Origin of the sequence: Hyphomicrobium sp. B1, assembly GCF_049532635.1 — a bacterium.
Taxonomy (GTDB): domain Bacteria; phylum Pseudomonadota; class Alphaproteobacteria; order Rhizobiales; family Hyphomicrobiaceae; genus Hyphomicrobium_B.
Map to the genome: position 1 here is coordinate 57545 of NZ_CP134871.1, position 20564 is coordinate 78108.

Consider the following 20564-nt stretch of genomic DNA (forward strand, 5'->3'; position numbering starts at 1 on the left):
CACTGCACGGCCATAAAAAAACAAGCTTAATGCGGCATCGGCATGCGACGGCACGATCCGCAAGCTAATTTGACGAGCTATGATTCAAACTGTGATCCGCGCCTTGCTGCTCGCCGTCCTGTCAGTCGCACTGATCGTGCCGGGCGGCAACTCGTCCGATGCGCGCTCCGGCTATCATAAATCTGGCTCGCGCAAATATCATAAGCGCCACTCGCCGCGTTATCATGCCCGCAACAAAACCAGACGTGCCAAGCTCGCAGTAAAAGCCGAGCCCGCGCAGCCGGCCTTGCCGCAACGGCCACAAAAACTTCTGACGCGCGACGAAATCCTGTCATCCGATCCGCAACGGCTCGAACGCCTCGGCGGACGCATCGTCGTCGGCTTCGATAGCTTTTCTCAGGTCAAGCCGCTCGTCGAGAAAAAGGCCATCGCCGGCATCTTCATCACCGATCACAACGTCCGCGGCCGAAAAATCCAAGACGTCGCCAAAGACATCGACGACCTGCAGATGATCCGCCGGCAGCAAGGCTTGCCCCGCCTCATCGTCGCCGCCGACCAGGAAGGCGGATACGTGTCGCGGCTCTCGCCCCCGCTCAAGTGGCAGCCTACGCTCGGTATGATCATTGCCAAGCTCAAGACCGACAGCGATCGCGAAAAAGCCGTCCGCCAATATGCCGAAACGCAAGCGCGCGAACTGGAACGCCTCGGCATCACGATGAACTTTGGCCCCGTCGTCGATCTGCGGCTTGGCAAGCCAAATCGCAACGACGGCGAAACCCGCATCTATTGGCGCGCCATTGACGACGATCCCTACCTCGTCGCCAAAGTCGCGGGCTGGTACTGCGATACGCTGACGAAATTCAACATCATCTGCACGCTGAAGCATTTCCCCGGCTTGGGTCGCGTGACGCGCGACACACACGTAACGTCGGCAGACATCAGCGCCGGTTCAAGCCAGCTTGAACTGACCGATTGGGTGCCGTTCCGCCGCGTAATGACGGAGCCCGGCGTTGCGACTATGCTTGGCCACGTCCGGCTCGACAGCATTGACAGCACGACGCCGGCGTCCTTCTCCGATATCGTCATCAACAAGGTCGTGCGCCCGCGCTTCGAAAACGACGGCCTCCTCATCACCGACGACTTCAGCATGGGCGCGGTCACGAAATCGCGCGACGGCTTGGGCGGCGCGGCCGTCAAAGCGCTCGATGCAGGGGTCGATCTGATCCTGCTGTGCAGCGTCGACAAGAGCTACGACATCCTGATGTCCGCGTTGATCGAAGCCGACCAGAAGGGCGAAATCTCAATCGCGCGCGAAAACGAGACGCGCGAGCGGCTGAAGCGCTACGTCTTCGTCGACGATCGCGACCTGCCGCCGTCCGCTCCCGTTCAGGCGCAGCAGTAAGACGCGCCTCAAAGATCCGATGCAGGAGCCTTGGTCAGCGTCTTCTCGAACGGCTCGCCGATGGTCCTCGGATCGGCCGCGAGCGAATGGCGAACGATTTCCCACTTCTCGCCGACCCGTTCGAATTCGGTCTTGTACCGCCCGCCAAGCAACATCCGCGTCCCTTTGCGCTCGCCGGTGATGCGATAGATCACAGGACCGCTGACGGTCGCCGAACCGCATCCGGCGACGAGCGATGCCGGGCGGATCGACAGCCGGGGATGCCGGGAAAAGAAATCCTGATAGTAGGTCCGGATCGCATCGCGGCCCTTGTAGACCTTGCCGTCCTTGGTCGCGACCAGCGTTGCATCATCAGCATAAAGGGTCGAAAGCTGTTCCGCGCTCCCGCTCACGAACGCTGCGCGCCAGCCATTGAGCAATTGAACCATCTGGACCTCGGAAAGCTTGGCGCACCCCGGCCCGTCTGTTTGGCCATTCGCAGCCTTGGCCGGGCTGTAGGCTCCTCCGGCACTGGCGATCATCAGAAGACCGATCGCTCGGAGCAATGGCCGGGCATTCCAGGATCCTGTCATAGGCGATCCTTTCGCGGACGAGGCTGTCCCAATCCTCTCTTGATGTTATGATTCCCGCTGTGCGTGAAATTTCGGTTGCCGCCTTAACCGAAAAGGCGAAATTCCGCGGCCGAAAAGGCCCATTCGGCGTATCGTTGGGCCTAGCGGTGCCCTGACGGATTTCCCGTCCTGCCGATTGCCAATCTTCATCGTCTTTGATACAAGGCGGCCCAGAACACGCGCGGACACCGGCGGCCAAACCTCCGGAGTCGGTGGTTTTGCGCATTCAAGAGACAGAATTTCTTCAGAGGATACAACTGCTTGCAGGTTCTCGTTCGCGACAACAATGTTGATCAGGCTCTCAAGGCGCTTAAGAAAAAATTGCAGCGCGAGGGCGTTTTCCGCGAGATGAAGCTCCGCGGTCATTTTGAAAAGCCTTCTGAAAAGAGAGCCCGCGAGAAAGCCGAGGCGGTGCGCCGCGCTCGCAAGCTCGCCCGCAAGAAGCTGCAGCGCGAGGGTCTCCTGCCGAGCAAGCCTGCAATGGCGCGTGGCGCCGGTGGCAAGGGTGGTCCCGGCCGTGGCGGCCAGGGCGGTGCAGGCGGCGGTTTCCGCGGCGGCCAGAACGGCGGCAGCGCTGGCGGAGCCAGCAGCGGCGGCACCGGCAGCAGCTTCTAAGCCATCGCCGCAAAGCGACGACACAATCAAGGCTCGCGATGTCCGCGGGCCTTTTTGTATTGCTGAAAGCCGGTCCGTTTAGTCACGCGCCAGCAACTTTCCCGCGCGCAGTCTGTCGATCCAGCCATTCACGAACGCGAAGGTGGGTCCGTCATGGATGACATGCCCTCCGCCGTGAATGATCTTGATCTCCTTCGGCTCATGGGCGGCAGCGAACAACCGGCGGGCCATCTCGACTGGCACGACCTCATCGGCATCCCCGTGCATAATAAAAATCGGCACGTGGACGTCATGGATGTATTTGATCGATTCGTATCGATCCTTCAGCAGCAGCCCGACCGGTAGCCACGGAAACTCCGCCGACGCCAATTCGAGAATGGACGTGTAGGGCGCATCGAGAATAAGCCCCTCGACCTTCTCATCCTTCGCCACCTGTATCGCCACCCCCGAGCCGAGCGATTCGCCATACAGAATGATGTCGCGGGATTCCACGCCGTCGCGGATCAGCGTCTCGTAGGCAAGTTTCGCATCCGCCACGTTGGCCGTTTCCGTCGGCGACCCCGTAGAACCGCTGAAGCCCCGGTACGCCAGCATGAGCATGCCGCGCCCGTGCTCAATATATTTCCGCATCGTCTCAGCGCGGAACGCCAGCGAGCCGCCATTGCCGTGAAGATAAAGCAGCGTCGGCTGACCCGGCCGCGCCTTGCGGTACCAGGCAATCAGCTTCTCACCGTCGGGTGTAGGAATGACGAGCTCAGACACGCCCACGAGCCCCGCAACCGCGGGCGCCGTGCGCACGGGATCGGGGAAATACAGGAACCGCCGCTGCGCCACATACATCGCCCCCGCCACGACGACGTAGAGGAGAACGAGAGTGATCAGAATGTATTTGAGAACCAAAAGCACGCCCGCCTTGGGTCAGTCACGATGACGAACCAGATACCCGATCCTGTCACCTTCTCGTTCACGAATGCTTTCGAGCGCTGCCATCGCGTCTAAACCATGAAGCGGGACACCCGTCTCCGCAACGCAATCCTGATTGAGCTTCATGAGTTCCCGATAGATCGGCTCGGCCGTTTTGTGCAGCATCGCAACCACGGCAACGGTCTTGCGCGGCATATTGATCGGGACGCGGGGAAAGACCGACGACAGAACTTCCTTAGCCCCTTCCGAGAAGTGTGACGAAAAGCGGCCTAAAAGAGAAACGAGCTTGACCGCCGTCGTCTCTTCGAAGCGATAGTTGTATCTATCCATCCACTCGAAAAGCTTGTCCATCGTGAAGTCTTGCAGGCGAATGCCGGCCGTATCGCGATAGTCCTGCCATTCGGCGACAAGATCGAAACCCGATTCCATGTCGATGTCGGCAGGCGCAAACGTCAGGTCGGTCGCGACACCGACGCGGTCCAGAAAATCCTTGTTCTTGCGGGCGATGTGCGTCGGATAGGTCGGCAGCCTGAAAGTCCCAAAGCTGCCCTGCTCATAGGCGAGCCGGACCAGCTTCGAACAAAACAAGTTCCGCGTATCGTCAGTGCGCATCGAGAAATCGTAAAGGATGCGCTTGCCGCCTTTCGCGTGCGACGCCGCCACGTAATCGAAAATGTATTTAGCCGCGCGCGCTCCGAGATCGGCATCACGATGACGATAGAGCACAGCGCGCACGATGTTATGGTCGAGCGCCTTCGCGAGCGGGGTGATGGTAGCGCCGTCTTCGATCAGGCTCTCGACCATCCAGTGGTCGCCCTGAGGATCGATGTAGACGATGCCGATATGGCTGAACTGGCTATCGACGTCACCGATCCGGGCGATGGCGGCGCTGTTGTGCGCCGTGCCTCGCACCAGCACGACGTCGCCCGAGCGAAAATGGTGGGCCGCGCCGCTGCGGTAGAAGTCGTAGTTCACGAGCGTGTTGTTGTCAGCGCCGGTGAAGCCGCGCAGCAGATATCCGTTCTCGTTTGTGCGCGGATGCCCTGTCGTGATCTCACCAAGCATGTCCGACACGTATCGGAGCACCCGGAAGACGTCTCGGAAGCCTTGCGTCACCTCAGGCGTCATCAGGCCGAGCATCTCGTAATGCGCCAGGTGATCGCGAAGCCCAACACGCAAATCAAACAGCCGGTACATCAACTGCGGCGCCTGCCGCGCGATGCCCACCACGTCGTAATCGGCAAATCGCGCCTTCGATGCCCGCTCATAGATGAATTGCAGGTTGCGGGCGAGCAGCGCCGAATTCGTTACCGGCGTCGCCGCGAGAATCTCGATGTGCTGGATATCGTTTTCGAAAGACGCCGACGCGACAGGAGCCAACACGGAAAACCCTCAAACTCACCCTTGGCTGCAAGTTATAGCAGACCGGCCCGGTTCTGACCCGAGCCACCGCAATCGGCAACCTCCTGTTGCCGATCCGCCCCATTGGCCGACGATCTACGGCCAGTCGGCTCGCACCGACCCTTGGGCCCGCCCCAGCCTAGTCCGCAGCCAGGGCTTTAACGATCTCTTCCGTCATTTTCTTGGCATCGCCTAACAACATCACGGTGTTGTCGCGATAGAAGACAGGGTTGTCGATACCGGCATAGCCCGACGCCAGTGAGCGCTTGTTAAAAAACACCGTTCCGGCCTTCCAGACCTGAAGAACCGGCATGCCGTAGATCGGCGACGTCTTGTCTTCCTCGGCCGCCGGATTGACGACGTCGTTGGCACCGATGACGTACACGGCGTCAGCCTGTGCGAACTCGCTGTTGATGTCTTCGAGTTCGAAAACTTCGTCGTAGGGCACGTTAGCCTCAGCGAGCAGCACGTTCATGTGACCCGGCATACGTCCTGCAACCGGGTGAATGGCGTATTTGACCTCGACGCCGGCCTTTTTCAGCGCGTCCGCCATCTCGCGCAACGCGTGCTGCGCCTGGGCGACCGCCATGCCGTAGCCCGGCACGATGATGACCTTCGACGCATTTTTGAGAACGTAGGCGGCATCTTCCGCCGAGCCGAGCTTGACGGGCTTCTGCTCGCCGCCGCCTGCAGCTCCGGCCGCCGCAGTCTCGCCGCCGAAACCGCCCGCGATGACGGACAGGAACTGCCGGTTCATCGCCTTGCACATGATGTACGACAGGATGGCGCCCGACGAGCCGACGAGCGCGCCGGTGATGATCAACGCGACGTTGCCGAGCGTGAAGCCGATGCCCGCAGCCGCCCATCCCGAATACGAGTTCAGCATCGAGACGACGACCGGCATGTCGGCGCCGCCAATCGGGATGATGATCAGGACGCCGATCAGCAGCGAGAGCGCCACGATCAGCCAGAACAGCCACGCCGACCCGCCCGACACGATGAACGCGTAGATCATCAGGATCAGCAGAATGCCAAGGCCCGCATTGATCAGATGCCGCGACGGCAACATGATGGGTTTACCCGACATCCGCCCCGAAAGCTTCGCAAACGCAATGACCGAACCGGTGAACGTAATCGCGCCGATCGCAACGCCGAGCGACATCTCAAGCAGGCTGCCGGCCTTGATCCCGAGATCGGGCGCCGCCGGATCGACGAGAATGCCGAACGCCGATGGCGCGTAAAGCGCACTGGCCGCAACGAACACCGCGGCGAGACCGACAAGTGAGTGAAACGCCGCGACGAGTTCCGGCATCATCGTCATCGGAATTTCGCGCGCCGTCTTGGCGCCGATAAAACCGCCGATGCCGATGCCAAGCACGATCAGGATCCAGGACGTCGCCGTCGGCTCGGCGAGCCCAAGCGTCGTAAGGATCGCGATCGTCATACCGATCATACCGTAGAGGTTGCCCTTGCGCGATGTCGCGGGGCTCGACAGGCCTCTAAGCGCCAGGATGAAGAGAACGCCGGCGGCGAGATAAAGCAGAGCGGCGACGTTTGCGGACATAGGTGCGTTCCCGGGCCTGTTATCGGATTCCTGCGGCGGTTCTCATGCGACGAGCGACGCGAGCGTCAGCCCTCTTTCTTCGGTGGAGGCGTTTCTTTTTTCTTGTACATGGCGAGCATCCGGTTGGTGACGAGGAAGCCGCCGAAGATGTTGATCGACGCCATCGTCAATGCGAGGAACCCGAACACGCGAGCGATGCCGCTGTCCGAACCCGTCAGCGAAACACCGACAGCGAGCAGCGCGCCGACCACGATCACGGACGAGATCGCGTTCGTGACGCTCATGAGCGGCGTGTGCAAAGCCGGTGTCACCGACCAGACGACGTAGTAGCCGACAAAAACGGCAATCACGAACACCATCAGCTCGTATACAGACGGGCTGACGCCATGCCCCTCGGCCGCGAAAGCCGACGATGCCGTTAATGCCGTGACCGCAAGAGCGGCGAGCAGAGTTTGGATCAAGCGCATGGCAAGGCTCCTCATGCCGTCTTCGTCGCAAAATTGGGATGCACGATCTGCCCGTCTTTAGCGATCAGCGTTCCCTTGATCAGTTCGTCGTCCCAATTCACCGCCAGCGTCTTTTCCTTCTTGTCGATCATCGTTTCGAGGAAAGCCAAGAGATTGCGGGCGTAGAGACTTGAAGCGTTGACGGCGATAGTGCCTGCAAGATTGAGCGGCCCGAAAATCTTGACGCCATTCGGCGTCTCGATCGTTTTGCCGGGCTCCGTCATCTCGGTGTTGCCGCCGCGCTCGGCCGCGAGGTCGACGATGATCGAGCCGGGCTTCATGCTCTCGATCATGGCGCGCGAAATAAGCTTCGGCGCCGGACGACCGGGAATGAGCGCCGTCGTGATGACGAGGTCTTGCGATTTGATGTGGTTGGCGACGAGTTCGGCCTGCTTCGCCTGATATTCCGCGCTCATCGGCTTGGCATAACCGGCAGCCGTCTGCGCTTGCTTGAACTCATCATCTTCGACGGCGATGAACTTCGCACCGAGCGACTGGACCTGCTCTTTTGTCGCTGGCCGAACGTCTGTTGCTGTCACCTGCGCACCGAGCCGCCGCGCCGTCGCAATGGCCTGCAAGCCCGCAACGCCGACGCCCATAATGAACGCCTTTGCCGCCGGAACTGTACCGGCGGGCGTCATCATCATCGGGAGCGCCTGACCGAACATCGAAGCGCCATCGACGACGGCCTTGTAGCCCGCAAGGTTCGCCTGGCTCGACAGCACGTCCATTGACTGCGCGCGCGTCGTGCGCGGCATGAATTCCATCGAGAAGACGGTTGCGCCGGTCCCCGCCAACGCGTCGAGACCGTCGCGCTCACCGTAAGGATCGACCATGCCGGCAACGATCGCACCGGGCTTCAGTGCTTTGACATCATCGACAGATGGACGGCGAACCTTCAGCAGAATATCGGCGCCGGAAAGCGCATCGGCTTTGCTGACGATCTCCGCGCCGGCGGCGCGATAAGCGTCGTCGGAGAAGCGCGATCGAAGTCCTGCGCCCTGCTCGATACGAACGAGCGCGCCGAGGCCGGTGAATTTCTTGACCGTGTCCGGCGAAACGGCAACGCGCGGCTCGTCGGCCGGCTCACTGGTGACAGCTATCGTAACCATGTCTCGGTCCAATCGATGGGCGGCAGGGGCAGAACCGGAAAAAGCAAAGGGGCAGTCCATTACCGGCCTGCCCCATGACGTCACCTAATTGGCGTAGGTGAGCCGGGGATCAGACCAGAAAGATCTTCATGAGGACGAGAATGACGGCCACTGTGATGACGCCAATCTTTAGGAAGCGCACGAAATCGCGGTAGGTTTCAAGATGCGCTGCGTAGTCCATTGCCGGGCTACCCTTCGAGGTATCGATATCCAAAGTTTCACTCCCCAGTGGCGTGTTTTAAAATCTGTATGGGGTTAGGTATCTCAAGATGTGGCGAGCTTCAAGGTGTCGCAGTCTGGCCTTTAGCTCAGTTTGCGCCAGAAAATCAGCAGGGGCCGCGCACCCACCGTACGGCATCGAGCCTAGGTTGTAGAAGCGAGCAAGCCTCGCTACACCGCAACCTGTGTACCGACCTCGACGACTCGGTCGGTCGGAATCTGGAAGTAAGTCGTCGCGTCTTCCGCGCTTCCTGCCAGCATAATGAACAGGCGTTCCTGCCAGCGCGGCATCTCAGACTTCGCTGTCATGCGCAGCGAACGCCGCGACAGAAAGAACGACGTCGAGCCAATGTCGATGTTGCAGTCCTTCCGGCGCGCATGTTCGAGAATCTTCGGCACACTCGGCGTTTCCATGAAGCCATAGCGCGCAATGATCCGGATGAAATGATCGGAAACGCGCTCGATCGTCAGCCGCTCATGACGGGCTACGCGCGGCGTCTCTTCCGTTCGGATTGAGAGCAGAATGTTGCGCTCATGCATGACGCGATTGTGCTTCAGGTTATGCATCATCGACGTCGGCGCCGCATAGGGATCGCCGGTCAGAAACACGGCCGTTCCCGAAACGCGATGCGGCGGCTTCGCTTCGAGCTTGCGCACGAGCCAATCGAGGTCGGCCTCGTTGCGCTTCGTGACTTTTGCCAAAACGCGCGTGCCGCGCACCCAGGTGAACATGATGATCGCCAGCATGCAGGCGATGGCGAGCGGCACCCAGCCGCCTTCGAGCAGCTTCAATATATTGGCCGAGAAGAACGCCTGCTCGATCAAGAGCAGCGGAATGATGATGAGCGCAACGCGCCACAGCGGCCACTTCCAGCATTTCCAAATGACGAAGAACGCCATCAACGAATCGATGACCATCGCTGCCGTCACCGATACACCGTAGGCCGCCGCCAGATTGGACGACGTCCTGAAGGCAAAAGTCGCGACAAGAACGGCTACGAAAAGGATCCAGTTGACCCTCGGCATATAGATCTGTCCGGCCATGCTCTCCGACGTATGCCGGATCTCGAAGCGCGGCACGAGGCCGAGCTGGATAGCCTGACGGGTCAGCGAAAAGGCGCCCGTTATCACTGCCTGGCTTGCGATCACGGTCGCGAACGTCGACAGGACCAGCATCGGCACAAGCATGAAGTCGGGATAAAGCTTGTAGAACGGGTTCTCGATCGCATTGGCGTCGTTCATGACCAACGCGCCCTGGCCGAAATAATTGAGCACCAGCGCCGGCATGACGAAGTAGACCCAGGCGACAGAGATAGGCTTCCGGCCGAAATGGCCAAGGTCGGCGTAAAGCGCTTCGGCGCCGGTACATGCCAGAAAGACGAGGCCCATCACTGTCAGGCCCAGAAATCCGTGGTGGTAGACAAACGAAATGCCCTCAATCGGATTGAGGGCACGAAGAACGTGCAGATTGTCGGCGATGTGGACGAGACCGCCCAGCGCCAGAACGGCAAACCAGACGCACATGACCGGACCGAAAAATCGCGCGACCCGGTCCGTGCCACGCGACTGCATCCAGAAAAGACCGGCGAGAACAATGACGGCGACCGGAATGACGGCGCGCTCGAATTGCGGCGCGATGAGTTGCAGGCCTTCGACCGCCGACAACACCGAAATCGCCGGCGTAATAACCGCATCGCCATAAAAGAACGAAGCGCCGGCGATGCCGAGCGCGCCGAGCAGCGGCGCGCTGCGACGGGCGACGGTCTGGCCCAGCGCCATCAGCGCGAACATACCGCCCTCGCCCTTGTTATCGGCGCGGAGCAAAAGGAGCACGTATTTCACCGTGACGACGAGCGTCATGCTCCAGAAGATAAGCGACAGCACGCCGACCGCCGCCTCCGCGGCGGTTAGTCCGCGGTGCGAAGCAGCTGTGATAGCCTCCTTGAAAGCATAAAGCGGACTCGTACCGATGTCGCCAAAGACGACACCTACCGAGCCCAGTGCCAATGCCCAGAAGTTCTTACTGTCATGCCCCTCTCCGACGCCATAATCGGCAGCCTGAGAAGAGGCGGGCGCTTGTGCCATTCAGGCACCTCGACCTGTCGAATTGGGCTGCATCGCAGCAAAGTGGCGGGCTTCTACCCTCACGTCGAGCCAATGGAAAGCGTTAAATTCGCCACCCCCGAGTTGCCTTTCCAGCGGACCGTTCGGCAGCACACCTTCGCAGGATTCGCTGCACCGCCGAACAGTCGGTTTTATGAACGCTTTCTAGAGCAGGCTCAAGACATGGTTTCCAGTTCGTCGATCATCCCCTCGATGACCTTAAGTCCCTTATTCCAGAACTGAGGATCGCGCGCATCGAGCCCAAACGGCGCCAGCAGCTCCGAATGGTGCTTCGACCCGCCGGCTTTCAACAGATCGAAGTATTTCGCCACGAACCCGGGGTGGGCTTCGGCGTAAAGGCCGTAAAGCGAGTTTACCAGACAGTCGCCGAACGCGTAGGCGTAGACGTAGAACGGCGAATGAATGAAGTGCGGGATATAGGTCCAGAAGACCTCGTAGCCGGGTTTCAGATCGATCGCCGGCCCCAGGCTTTCCGCCTGTACCTCCATCCAGAAGCCATTGATCTGCTCGGCCGTCAGTTCGCCCTCGCGGCGCGCTTCGTGAACCTTTCGCTCAAAAGTATAGAATGCGATCTGGCGCACGACCGTATTGATCATGTCCTCGACCTTGGCCGCGAGCATCGCTTTCTTTTCGCGCGCATCCTTGGTCTCAGCGATGAGCGCGCGGAACGTCAGCATCTCCCCGAACACGGATGCCGTCTCGGCGAGCGTCAACGGCGTCGGCGCCAGCAGCGGACCCTGATCGCGCGCCAGCCATTGATGGACGCCATGGCCAAGCTCATGCGCGAGCGTCATGACATCGCGCGGCTTACCGAGATAATTCATCATGACGTAAGGGTGCACCGACGGCACCGTCGACGCCGAGAACGCGCCTGGCGCCTTGCCGGGCTTCACCGGCGCATCGATCCAGTTCTTATCGAAGAACTGCTTGGCGATCGTCGCCATCTCGGGTGCAAAGCCATTATAGGCCCGAAGAACGATCTGCTCGGCTTCCGACCACGTGATCGTGCGTTCCGGTTTGTCGGGAAGCGGCGCGTTGCGATCCCAAGACGCCAGCGTCTTCTTGCCGAGCCATTTGGCTTTCATTGCGTAATAGCGATGCGACAGCAACGGATAGGCCGCGCGGACACTCGACACGAGCGCGTCGACAACCGGGCCTTCGACACGGTTCGCAAGGTTGCGGCTGTCTGAAACGTCTTTGAAATTGTGCCAGCGGTCGGAGATCTCTTTGTCTTTCGCAAGCGTGTTCGTGATGCGCGAAAACAATGGCAGGTTCGCTTGAAAAACTTTGCTGAGCGCTTTCGATCCTGCCTCGCGCCTCTTCTCGTCGGCGTCCGACAGCAGGTTGAGCGTCGGTTCAAGCGAAAGCGCTTCCTTCTCGCCATCGACCTCAAATCGCAGCGCCGACATTGTCTCGTCGAACAGCCGGTTCCACGCGCCGCGGCTCGTCTGCGATTTTTCGGTGAAAAGCGTCTCGATGCGTTCGTCGAGCTGATGCGGCTTTTCCTTCCGCAGATCATCGAACCACGGCTTATAGCGCTTGAGGCTTTCGTGCTTCAGCGCCGACTCAAGCACGGCGTCGTCGATCTGATTGAGTTCGAGTTCGAAAAAGATGAGATCGGTGTAGAGCTTCGTCAGCGCTTCCGAGACGTCGGCATTGAATTTCGCACGCGCCGGGTCCGTCTGATTGAGAACATAGTAGAGTCCGGAAAACGATCCGAGCTTGCCCGCTAGATCGGACAACTTCTCGTAATCCTTGACCGGATGGATCAGCTTGTCGCCGTCCTTGGCGAGTTCCGCTAAGCGCCCTTGATACGTCGCCTTGATGCGCGTCGCCTCAGCGGCCGCTTCTTTGAGATCGCGCTGAATGGCCGGATCGTTGGGGCCGGAATAGAGATCACTCAGATCCCATTGCGGCATGTTGCCCAATGCGTCCTTGTCTTCCGCCAACTTGGTCGCGGCTTGTGGAGCGAGAGTGATGTCGGACAACGGCCACCTGCGCATGAGAACCTCTATAGTTAAGAATGCGAGCCGTGGCTTAGCACAGCCTCGGAAAAGATGAAATTTGACGATCTGGACAGATGTAGGGTCGGGACCGGCTGAAAAAAACTTTCGCGAGAGTTCAGCCTCTTAGCGAACAGCGGCGAAATTTGCGTCACCGCGAAACCTTACGTTTACCGTTGTCCGGCAATGATGTGCTCGTTGCGTAAGTTCCGGGTCACCAAGTGTGTGAAGCTGGGGCAGTCTGCTTCCATTGCTCAAAAACGACCCTCGTGTCTGCGTTAGAGTAAAAGTTGCGTGAAAATGTCAAAGCGTATTCTGATCGTCGATGACGATCCTGCCCAACGTCGAATTCTCGAAGAGACCATCAAGCGATTTGGCTTCGAGACCAAATCATGTGGCTCCGGCGAACAAGCCATTCAAGTTCTCGAAGGCCAGGAACGCCCCCAGATCGGTCTCGTCCTGTTGGACTTGATTATGCCGGGGATGGACGGCATGGCCGTTCTTGACCGTGTCGGCCACGTTGCTGGCATGCCGCCGATCATCGTGCAGACCGCGAACGGCTCGATCGAAACCGCGATCAACGCCATGCGCCGCGGCGCAGTCGATTTCGTCATCAAGCCCGCCTCGCCAGAACGGCTCGAGGTATCCATCAAGAGCGCCCTCAAAATTGAAGCGCTGACGGACGAAATCACGCGCATCAAGAAAACCGCCGAAGGCAAGCTGACGTTCGGCGATCTCGTTCTGCGCGGCGAAGCGATGACGCGCGTCATCACGCTCGGCAAGCGCGCCGCCGCATCGAACATCCCGGTTCTGATCGAAGGCGAAAGCGGCGTCGGCAAGGAACTCATCGCACGCGCCATTCAAGGCGAGAGCGATCGCGCCGGCCAGCCGTTCATCACCGTGAACTGCGGTGCGATTCCCGAAAATCTGATCGAAAGCATTCTGTTCGGTCACGAGAAGGGGTCGTTTACCGGCGCCATCGACAAGCGCATCGGCAAATTCCAAGAAGCCGATGGCGGCACCCTCTTCCTCGACGAAGTGGGCGAGTTGCCCCTCGAAGCTCAGGTGAAGTTGCTGCGCGCCCTGCAGGAAGGCGAGATCGATCCGGTCGGCTCCAAGCGTCCGGTGAAGGTCAACTTCCGCCTTATCTCGGCGACGAACCGTGACATGATCCAGCAGGTCAAGGACGGCAAGTTCCGCGAGGATCTCTATTACCGCCTCAACGTCTTCCCGATCTTCGTTCCGCCGCTGCGTGAACGCGTCGAAGACATCCCCGAGCTTGCACGCCACTTCATTGCCCGCTTCGCCGCCGAGGAAGGCAAACGCGTGACCACGATCTCGGACCGCGCCATGCGTTTGCTGCAGGCCTATTCCTGGCCAGGCAACGTTCGCCAGCTCGAGAATGCGGTCTTCCGCGCGGTCGTCCTGGCCGACGGTCCTGAACTCACGGTTTCGGAATTCCCTCAGATCGCCGCCCACGTCGATGGCTTCGAGGCGGAAATTCCGGCCGCACCTTCGGTCGTCCAGAAGCCGCAGGCCTACACCGGCCCGGCCCTTCTCGGCGCCGAGAACACCGTCCCGCATACCGTCGAGATGAAGACCTCATCGGCGGGAAGTGCGCTCGGTATCCAGGCTATGGCTGAGGACGGCGAAATCCGCTCGCTCGAAGCCATCGAAGCCGACATGATCCGCTTGGCTCTCGGCCGTTATCGCGGCCACATGACGGAAGTCGCCAAACGACTCAACATCGGACGCTCGACGCTCTACCGCAAAATGCAGGAATACGGCCTCGAGCCCCGCACCAACTAGACACGTCACCGAACCTTAGAGGCTGCACGCCAAAGGCGAGAGTGGAGCGCGCATGCACGCGCCCTCCGTTCCCGCCACCATGCGACCAGACCGCACACAACATTCTGTTTACATCCGACCGGTCTTCAAGATCGCCGGCCAGGATGAGAGAGCGAGCCCCTTCGCCCTCGACAGCAAAAGCCCCGGCTGCATCCGGGGCTTTTGCATTTTGGCTATAGCTGTCGCGAAATCCGACGCGCTGCAATCAAATTGAAACTTTCCGCTTTCTATGGTGTTGGAAGTAATCGAATCGGGTGGGCGCATCGGACGCGCCGTATTGGCCCGTTTTCTGTGCATTTAAGGGCACGAAGCAGCAACAGTTTCGCCACAGCGCTGTGCAACACAGTTATGTCCCGCGATCTGGTTGGTCAGACGAAACGCTGGCACCTATCTATCGCCGGGGGAGTTGAAAGGTGGTTTTCGGAATGCGCGTCGCAAAAGTCCTGGCTGTCGGCCTGTTGCTGACGGCCAGCGCAGGATCAGCCGCGTTGGCACTCGATCCCGCCAGTGATCAGCCGACAAGTGATCAACAATCGACAAGTGGGCAGTCCAACAGCACGGATAGCGCGACACAACCTGCCGCTGCTCCCGCAGCCGGTTCACAGGAAACGGCGCCAGAACATCAACCCGCAGCAGACGCTGCCAAACCGGTACCGGACGCTTCCACCGCTGCACAGGCCCCAGCAGCGCCGGCGACCGACAGCGCGGCTGCTCCCGAAAGCAAGCCTGCAGCCGAAGCTCCGGCGTCGGAAGCCAAGGCGCCGGAAGCACCTGCCATTACCGACAAACCAACCGACACGGCTGTATCCGCGCCGGCTGCTGAAACGCCTGCACCTGCTGCCGACACCGCAGCTGCCCAACAGCCCACAATCGTCGCCGACGATCGGCTGCTCTATCTGCCTATGGAAGACTACATTCAGAACAACGCCAAGAAGGCGCTATCCGGAACCGACGCTGCCGATCGCGACGCGCTCGCAAAATTCTATCACGACCGCATGGGCGCAACGCTGTGGGTCGACAAGCACGGCTTCACCCCCGAAGCCAAGAGCCTTATTTCGGCGCTCCAAGGTGCCGATGATTGGGGCCTGCGCTCGGCCGATTTCAAGATCCCCGATCTGAAGGCGAACGCCGACGGCGGCTTTAATCCCGACGACCTGATGGCCGCAGAAGCCCGTCTGTCGCTTGAGGCGATGGAGTATGCGCGCGATGCACACGGCGATCGCATCAGCGATCCGTCCGCACAGCTCGGCACCTACATCGACCGCAAGCCGGTACTGCTTGATCGCAAGACCGTCATCGACGATCTTGCGGCAGCACCCGACAAAGCTGCCTATCTGACCTCGCTCAACCCGCAGCAGGAGCAGTTCCGCCGTTTGCGCGAGAAGCTCCTCGCACTGCGGGCGTCGGAAAAGGCCGAGGAAGCGCTTAAAATTCCCAGCGGGCCGAATATGAAGCCCGGCCAGAGCGATCCCGCAATCGCCATCCTGCGCAAGCGCCTGAAAGTCACGGTGCCGCCGGTCAAAGCTGACGGCTCGCCCGCCGACGAAAATTATTACGACAACGCGCTGGCCGACGCCGTCAAGGCGTACAAGGAGCAGAAGGGCATTCGCCCGGCGAGCTTCTGGATTACGAACGTGCTGCGCAATTCGCTGAACGCCGGCAATGGCGTCACGACGGACCGCCTCGTCGCAAATATGGAAGAATGGCGGTGGATGCCCGCCGATCTCGGCAACTACTACGTCATGGTCAACATCCCGGAATTCAAATTCCGCGTGGTGTCGAACGGCCAGGTCATCCATGAAGAACGTATTGTTTCAGGCCGGCCCGACGCACAGTCGCCGATCTTCTCCGAGACGATGAAGACCGTCGTTATTAAGCCGCGCTGGAACGTTCCGGACTCGATCAAGATCAAGGAACTGCTGCCAGGCCTCCGATCGGGCTACGATTCATTGCGTCGCCAGGGTCTGGTCATGGAATACAACGGTCGCAAGGTCGATCCGCGGAATGTCGATTGGTCTCGCACCGACATTCGCAATTTCCATGTCTATCAGCCACCCGGCGGCGGCAACGCGCTCGGCGTCGTGAAGTTCCTGTTCCCGAACAAGCACGCGGTCTATCTGCACGACACGCCGAGCAAAAGTCTGTTCAACGAACCCGTCCGCGCGTTCAGCCACGGCTGCATGCGCGTGCGCAACCCCGTGTCGCTGGCTGAGCTGATCCTCGACAAGGATAAAGGCTGGGACAAAGAGAAGGTTGACGATCTCGTCAAGAACGGCCCGGAGGAGAACGAGATCGCCCTCGATCATCCTATTCCCGTGCACGTGACGTATTTCACGGCGTGGGTCGATGATAACGGCGACGTTCAGACCTTCAACGACATCTACGGCCACGAGAAACGCATTACGCTCGCGCTCGCCGGCAAGTGGAACCAGATCGTCAAAGCTGACGAAAAGAAGGTGTCGCCGGAAGACATACCGAATGAGGGATGGCGCAACGACGGTTTCGCATCGCTCTTCGGCGATGACGACGAATACGACAGCCGCGGGCGCCGCAAAAAGCACAACGGTGGCCTCGGCAGTTTCTTCAAGCAGGTCTTTGGCGGCTTCTGAGCACGCCCAACGACTGACGAAGCAGACATGAGAAGCCGGCCGCGTAAGCGAGCCGGCTTTTTCATTTGCCGAGCCCACCGGCCTTTTTATCGCCCTTTCCGAAGTTTTAGATATCGGACGGGGATAGTTACTGCCTCTTAACGGTTCGGGGTTAATCGTTAACGGCCGAGCATTTGGCCCCAGTCGGGCTCGGAATGTTTTTAGTAGGGACGGGGGAATTCGTGGCCGCTCGCCGCTCAGGGCTGGTATTCGGCGCACTCGCGCTGATTTTGTCTGTGTGTCTCAACGCCGACAAGATGACGGCGGCCGGGCAGCCTAATGAGCGCGTGATTTCCCTCTATCACATCCACACGCACGAACGCCTGACCATCGTCTACAAGCGGAATGGAAAATACATTCCCGAGGCGATGACGAAGATAAATTACATCATGCGCGACTGGCGCAAAAACAAGATCATCACGATCGCGCCCGCCACTATCGACCTCGCCTGGGAAATGCACGAAGAGCTCGGCTCGAAGGAGCCGATCAACATCATCTGCGGCTATCGCACGGCAAGCACCAATGAAATGCTTCGCGAAACGCGCGGCGGTCAGGCGCGGTTCAGCCAGCACATCACCGGCAAGGCGATCGACATTACCTTCCCCGACATTCCGCTGAAGAAGATGCGCTACTCTGCGCTGATCCGTGAGCGCGGCGGCGTCGGATACTATCCGACGTCCGGCATCCCCTTCATTCACATCGACACGGCCAACGTTCGCATGTGGCCGCGGATGCCGCGCCAGGAGCTTGCCCTGCTCTTTCCGAATGGCCACTCGAAATTCGTGCCCGCCGATGGTCGTCCAATCACCCCGGCCGACGTTAAAATCGCACGCAGCCGGTTCCACGAGCTTGCAACCCAGGTCGCCGAATTCTTCCATGATCGCCGTGAGCCAGGAACCTCGCGCACCATGGTGGCGTCCCTCGAGGTCAGCCCGCCGAAGAAGCATCTCAACGTCGTCGCCTCATTGGGCTTAGGCACGCGCCCGAAAACAGCCGACGGTTCGACCCGGCGCAACGTCAACATAACGACCGAGCCCGATCCGTCGCTCTCGCCGCCGGTACGTCCGTTCGCGCCCGCGTCGACGGTTGCTTCGCTCGAACCCAGCGATGGGCAATCACAGGCTATCGCTGTCCCGAGACTGATCGACCGCTCGTCGCATTTCACGGTTCCGTCGCAAGCCGATCGCAGCAAGCTCAATGATCTGGTTGCGTCCGCCGCCTCGATGCCGCTGCCGGAACTCATCCAAGGTCCAAGACCCGCCGTTCGCCCGCAGAAAGCGCTCGCCGCCGCAGCCATGGCTGAAAATCGCAAACCTTCGGAAGCGCCGATCGCTCAAGTCGCAAGCCTCGATCCGGCAGCCGGAACCGTCAGCGATATGCGCCCGGCCAGTATGACCGAATGGGCGCAGGCACCGGCCTACGACGAAGACCATCCCGACGAGATGGACTATCGCCCCTTCCCGCTTGCTCCGTTTCTGACCAACGAACCGACGGCCCGCGACAAGCCGCTCGCACCGATGCAGGCTCCCGACGTCGCCGCTACGCTCGAAGTCCTGGATGATGTCGATACGCTTGAGCCAATGCGGTTCCGACCGGGACGCCAATTGGCGGAAGCAATGTGGTGCGATCAATTCAAAGGCAAGGCCGTGCACGCCGAAGCCCTGAAGGAACTGGAAGACAGCCGCATCGCAACGGGCATCTCGAACCGTCCCGTCCAGACCAGCGCCCGCTGACAAGTCGCTAAGTTGACTGGCGCTAAGCCTCGAGCGCCGCAACGCCGCGCTTGAGCGACACCTGCCCCGCCTCGTTGACGAACTTGCCCAACGCCAAAAAATCCGCGCGCCGTGGACTTGACCGGCGCCACGCAAGCCCGATGGACCGCGACGGCTCAGGATCAACGAAGCGGATCATCTTGATGTCGCGACCACGACTTTCGATGCCGATGCAGATCTCCGGCAGCAGCGTGATTCCGAAACCTGCCGACACCATCTCGACGATAGTCGACAGGCTCGACGCTCCGAACGTGTTGACATCATCGACCTGCTGCAAGCTGCAATAGGTGAGCGCTTGATCGCGCAGGCAATGCCCCTCTTCGAGCAGCAGAAGGCGGTCGTGCTCGACCATCTCCTTCGTTGCTCGCACGCGGCCCGAGAGCTTTCGGCTTTTCGGCATCGCCAGCAAAAACCGGTCTTCGAAAACGGGTAGCGTTTCGATATCCGGATTTTTGATCGGCAAAGCCAAGAGCAGCACGTCGAGTTTCCCCTCGACCAGCTCATCCGTCAGAACCTGCGTCTGCGTCTCGCGAACGTGTAGCTCGAGATCAGGATGATGCTCCTTCAGCAGCGGCAGAAGCGGCGGCAGCAGATACGGCGCAACCGACGGAATGACACCCAGCCGAAGCGTCCCGGAAAGAAGGCCGCCCGCGTGCTGCGCATAATCGACGAGATTGCGGACGTCGTTGAGAAGCCGCTGCGCGCGTAGCGCGATTTCCTCGCCCTTCGGCGTCAGCTTGATGCCGCTGCGCGTTCGCTCGACGAGCGCAATGCCCAATGAGGCTTCAAGATCCTGAATCTGCATCGACAATGCAGGCTGCGTGACCGCACAAGCATCGGCGGCGCGGCCGAAATGCTGTTCGCGCGCGAGCGCGTCAAAATACCGGAGCTGCTTGAGTGTGACGTGAACCATCAGAAGGTCTAATGCCCAGCGCAAGAAATAGCGATTTGTCCTTATCACGACCGGGCATTAGGGTGAACCTGAAGACGCGTAGAACCAATCACATTTCCGCGCGCACAGAGGTGGCAGTCGAAAGACTGCCGTCGCCAGCACCGCCCTTTCCTCAGCGCCGAATGGGGACTGGGTGGTGCTGTTTTATTACGGGTTGCAGATCGGCGTTACCGCGCCTTGCGGCCGGCAATGAAAGCCCATGCTGGCGACCGGCCAATCGAAGCCGCGCCCCGCAGCCGGCTCGCGGAACGCGAGCGCAGGGCGCAACTAAAGGCTCTCTTACTCAGCGGCCATCATCGCGTCGGCAAGCGCTTCCGTATTGGGCGCCTGATCCAGCATTCCCAGCGCATGCATGTAGACTTCCAGGATGCTCTCTTCTTCTTGGCGCTCCTGGTTGCTCTTCTTGCGCAGCCGAACGATCTGGCGCAGCGCCTTGACGTCGAAGCCGACGGCCTTGGCTTCCGTGTATTTGTCACGGATATCGGCCGCGAGCTGCTTCTTTTCCTCTTCGAGGCGTTCGATCTGTTCGACGAACTGGCGCAGCTGATTTTGCGCCGAGGCTTGAAGCGTGCTCATGGGAACTCCTGCTGTCTTGTTCCGCCGACGCTAACGGCGAGCGTCGGCCACAGCAAGGCGGCGATCCCCGCTATCCAAAGGGATAAATTTGGTCCGCCATCTTGACGTTGTATATGTCGCGGAGCGTTTTTGAGTCGCTGCGGTGCCGCGCCTTGCGGCCGGCTCTCCAAAGGAGAGTCGCAAGGCGCAAAAAAGCCGGCCGACTGCTTGCTCCAAAGCCGTCCCCGGCGGCCGGCTCGCGGAACGCG

At 60.2% G+C, this 20564-nt stretch carries 16 protein-coding genes; 5 read left to right on the forward strand and 11 right to left on the reverse strand.

Translation table 11 applies throughout. The features are described 5' to 3' along the window. Positions 1-79 precede the first annotated feature (79 nt). Entirely contained in the window at positions 80-1402 is a 1323-nt protein-coding gene (locus RLW55_RS00305; RefSeq protein ID WP_409562369.1) for a glycoside hydrolase family 3 N-terminal domain-containing protein, read from the forward strand. Positions 1403-1410: 8 nt separating this feature from the next. Here the strand turns inward: RLW55_RS00305 and RLW55_RS00310 are convergent, their stop codons facing one another. Continuing rightward, on the reverse strand, positions 1411-1974 hold the full coding sequence (locus RLW55_RS00310; protein ID WP_414461927.1) for a nuclear transport factor 2 family protein: 564 nt from the start codon (positions 1972-1974) through the stop codon (positions 1411-1413). Positions 1975-2274: 300 nt separating this feature from the next. Here RLW55_RS00310 and rpsU point away from each other — a divergent pair, with 300 nt between their 5' ends. Next, positions 2275-2628, forward strand: coding sequence for a 30S ribosomal protein S21 (gene rpsU, locus RLW55_RS00315; protein ID WP_423415273.1), 354 nt, complete (start codon positions 2275-2277; stop codon positions 2626-2628). A 78-nt stretch (positions 2629-2706) separates the two neighbouring features. Here the strand turns inward: rpsU and RLW55_RS00320 are convergent, their stop codons facing one another. From RLW55_RS00320 to RLW55_RS00355, 8 genes are all read right to left on the reverse strand, one after another. Then, the gene (locus RLW55_RS00320; RefSeq protein ID WP_423415274.1) at positions 2707-3534 is read right to left on the reverse strand and encodes an alpha/beta hydrolase; all 828 of its coding nucleotides are present in this window, start codon (positions 3532-3534) and stop codon (positions 2707-2709) included. Positions 3535-3546: 12 nt separating this feature from the next. Next, on the reverse strand, positions 3547-4935 hold the full coding sequence (locus RLW55_RS00325) for a YiiX/YebB-like N1pC/P60 family cysteine hydrolase (RefSeq protein ID WP_414461925.1): 1389 nt from the start codon (positions 4933-4935) through the stop codon (positions 3547-3549). A 157-nt stretch (positions 4936-5092) separates the two neighbouring features. Further along, positions 5093-6517, reverse strand: a complete 1425-nt coding sequence (locus RLW55_RS00330; protein WP_423415275.1) for an NAD(P)(+) transhydrogenase (Re/Si-specific) subunit beta — start codon at positions 6515-6517, stop codon at positions 5093-5095. A 65-nt stretch (positions 6518-6582) separates the two neighbouring features. Beyond that, on the reverse strand, positions 6583-6984 hold the full coding sequence (locus RLW55_RS00335) for a proton-translocating transhydrogenase family protein (RefSeq protein ID WP_423415276.1): 402 nt from the start codon (positions 6982-6984) through the stop codon (positions 6583-6585). A gap of 11 nt (positions 6985-6995) precedes the next feature. Beyond that, a complete protein-coding gene (locus tag RLW55_RS00340; RefSeq protein ID WP_414461923.1) occupies positions 6996-8135 on the reverse strand; it encodes a Re/Si-specific NAD(P)(+) transhydrogenase subunit alpha in 1140 nt (379 codons plus the stop codon). A 109-nt stretch (positions 8136-8244) separates the two neighbouring features. Then, complete coding sequence (locus RLW55_RS00345; RefSeq protein ID WP_013946414.1) at positions 8245-8388, reverse strand: aa3-type cytochrome c oxidase subunit IV; 144 nt, start codon at positions 8386-8388, stop codon at positions 8245-8247. Positions 8389-8564: 176 nt separating this feature from the next. Beyond that, a complete protein-coding gene (locus RLW55_RS00350; RefSeq protein WP_409562361.1) occupies positions 8565-10478 on the reverse strand; it encodes a potassium transporter Kup in 1914 nt (637 codons plus the stop codon). A gap of 194 nt (positions 10479-10672) precedes the next feature. After that, positions 10673-12520, reverse strand: coding sequence for a M3 family oligoendopeptidase (locus tag RLW55_RS00355; RefSeq protein WP_423415277.1), 1848 nt, complete (start codon positions 12518-12520; stop codon positions 10673-10675). 300 nt (positions 12521-12820) lie between these two features. Between RLW55_RS00355 and RLW55_RS00360 the strand changes: the two genes are divergently transcribed. The 3 genes from RLW55_RS00360 to RLW55_RS00370 all read left to right on the forward strand — a co-directional run bounded on the left by RLW55_RS00360 (position 12821) and on the right by RLW55_RS00370 (position 18749). Further along, a complete protein-coding gene (locus RLW55_RS00360) occupies positions 12821-14329 on the forward strand; it encodes a sigma-54-dependent transcriptional regulator (RefSeq protein WP_423415278.1) in 1509 nt (502 codons plus the stop codon). Positions 14330-14793: 464 nt separating this feature from the next. Continuing rightward, complete coding sequence (locus tag RLW55_RS00365) at positions 14794-16977, forward strand: L,D-transpeptidase family protein (protein WP_423415279.1); 2184 nt, start codon at positions 14794-14796, stop codon at positions 16975-16977. Between the two features lie 221 nt (positions 16978-17198). After that, positions 17199-18749, forward strand: coding sequence for a DUF882 domain-containing protein (locus RLW55_RS00370; RefSeq protein ID WP_423415280.1), 1551 nt, complete (start codon positions 17199-17201; stop codon positions 18747-18749). Between the two features lie 22 nt (positions 18750-18771). On the opposite strand, the gene RLW55_RS00375 is transcribed toward RLW55_RS00370, so the two are convergent. Together RLW55_RS00375 and RLW55_RS00380 are read right to left on the reverse strand one after the other, a co-directional pair. Then, a complete protein-coding gene (locus RLW55_RS00375; RefSeq protein ID WP_024275407.1) occupies positions 18772-19701 on the reverse strand; it encodes a hydrogen peroxide-inducible genes activator in 930 nt (309 codons plus the stop codon). Between the two features lie 318 nt (positions 19702-20019). Continuing rightward, entirely contained in the window at positions 20020-20316 is a 297-nt protein-coding gene (locus RLW55_RS00380) for a DUF2312 domain-containing protein (protein WP_013946407.1), read from the reverse strand. Positions 20317-20564 lie beyond the last annotated feature (248 nt).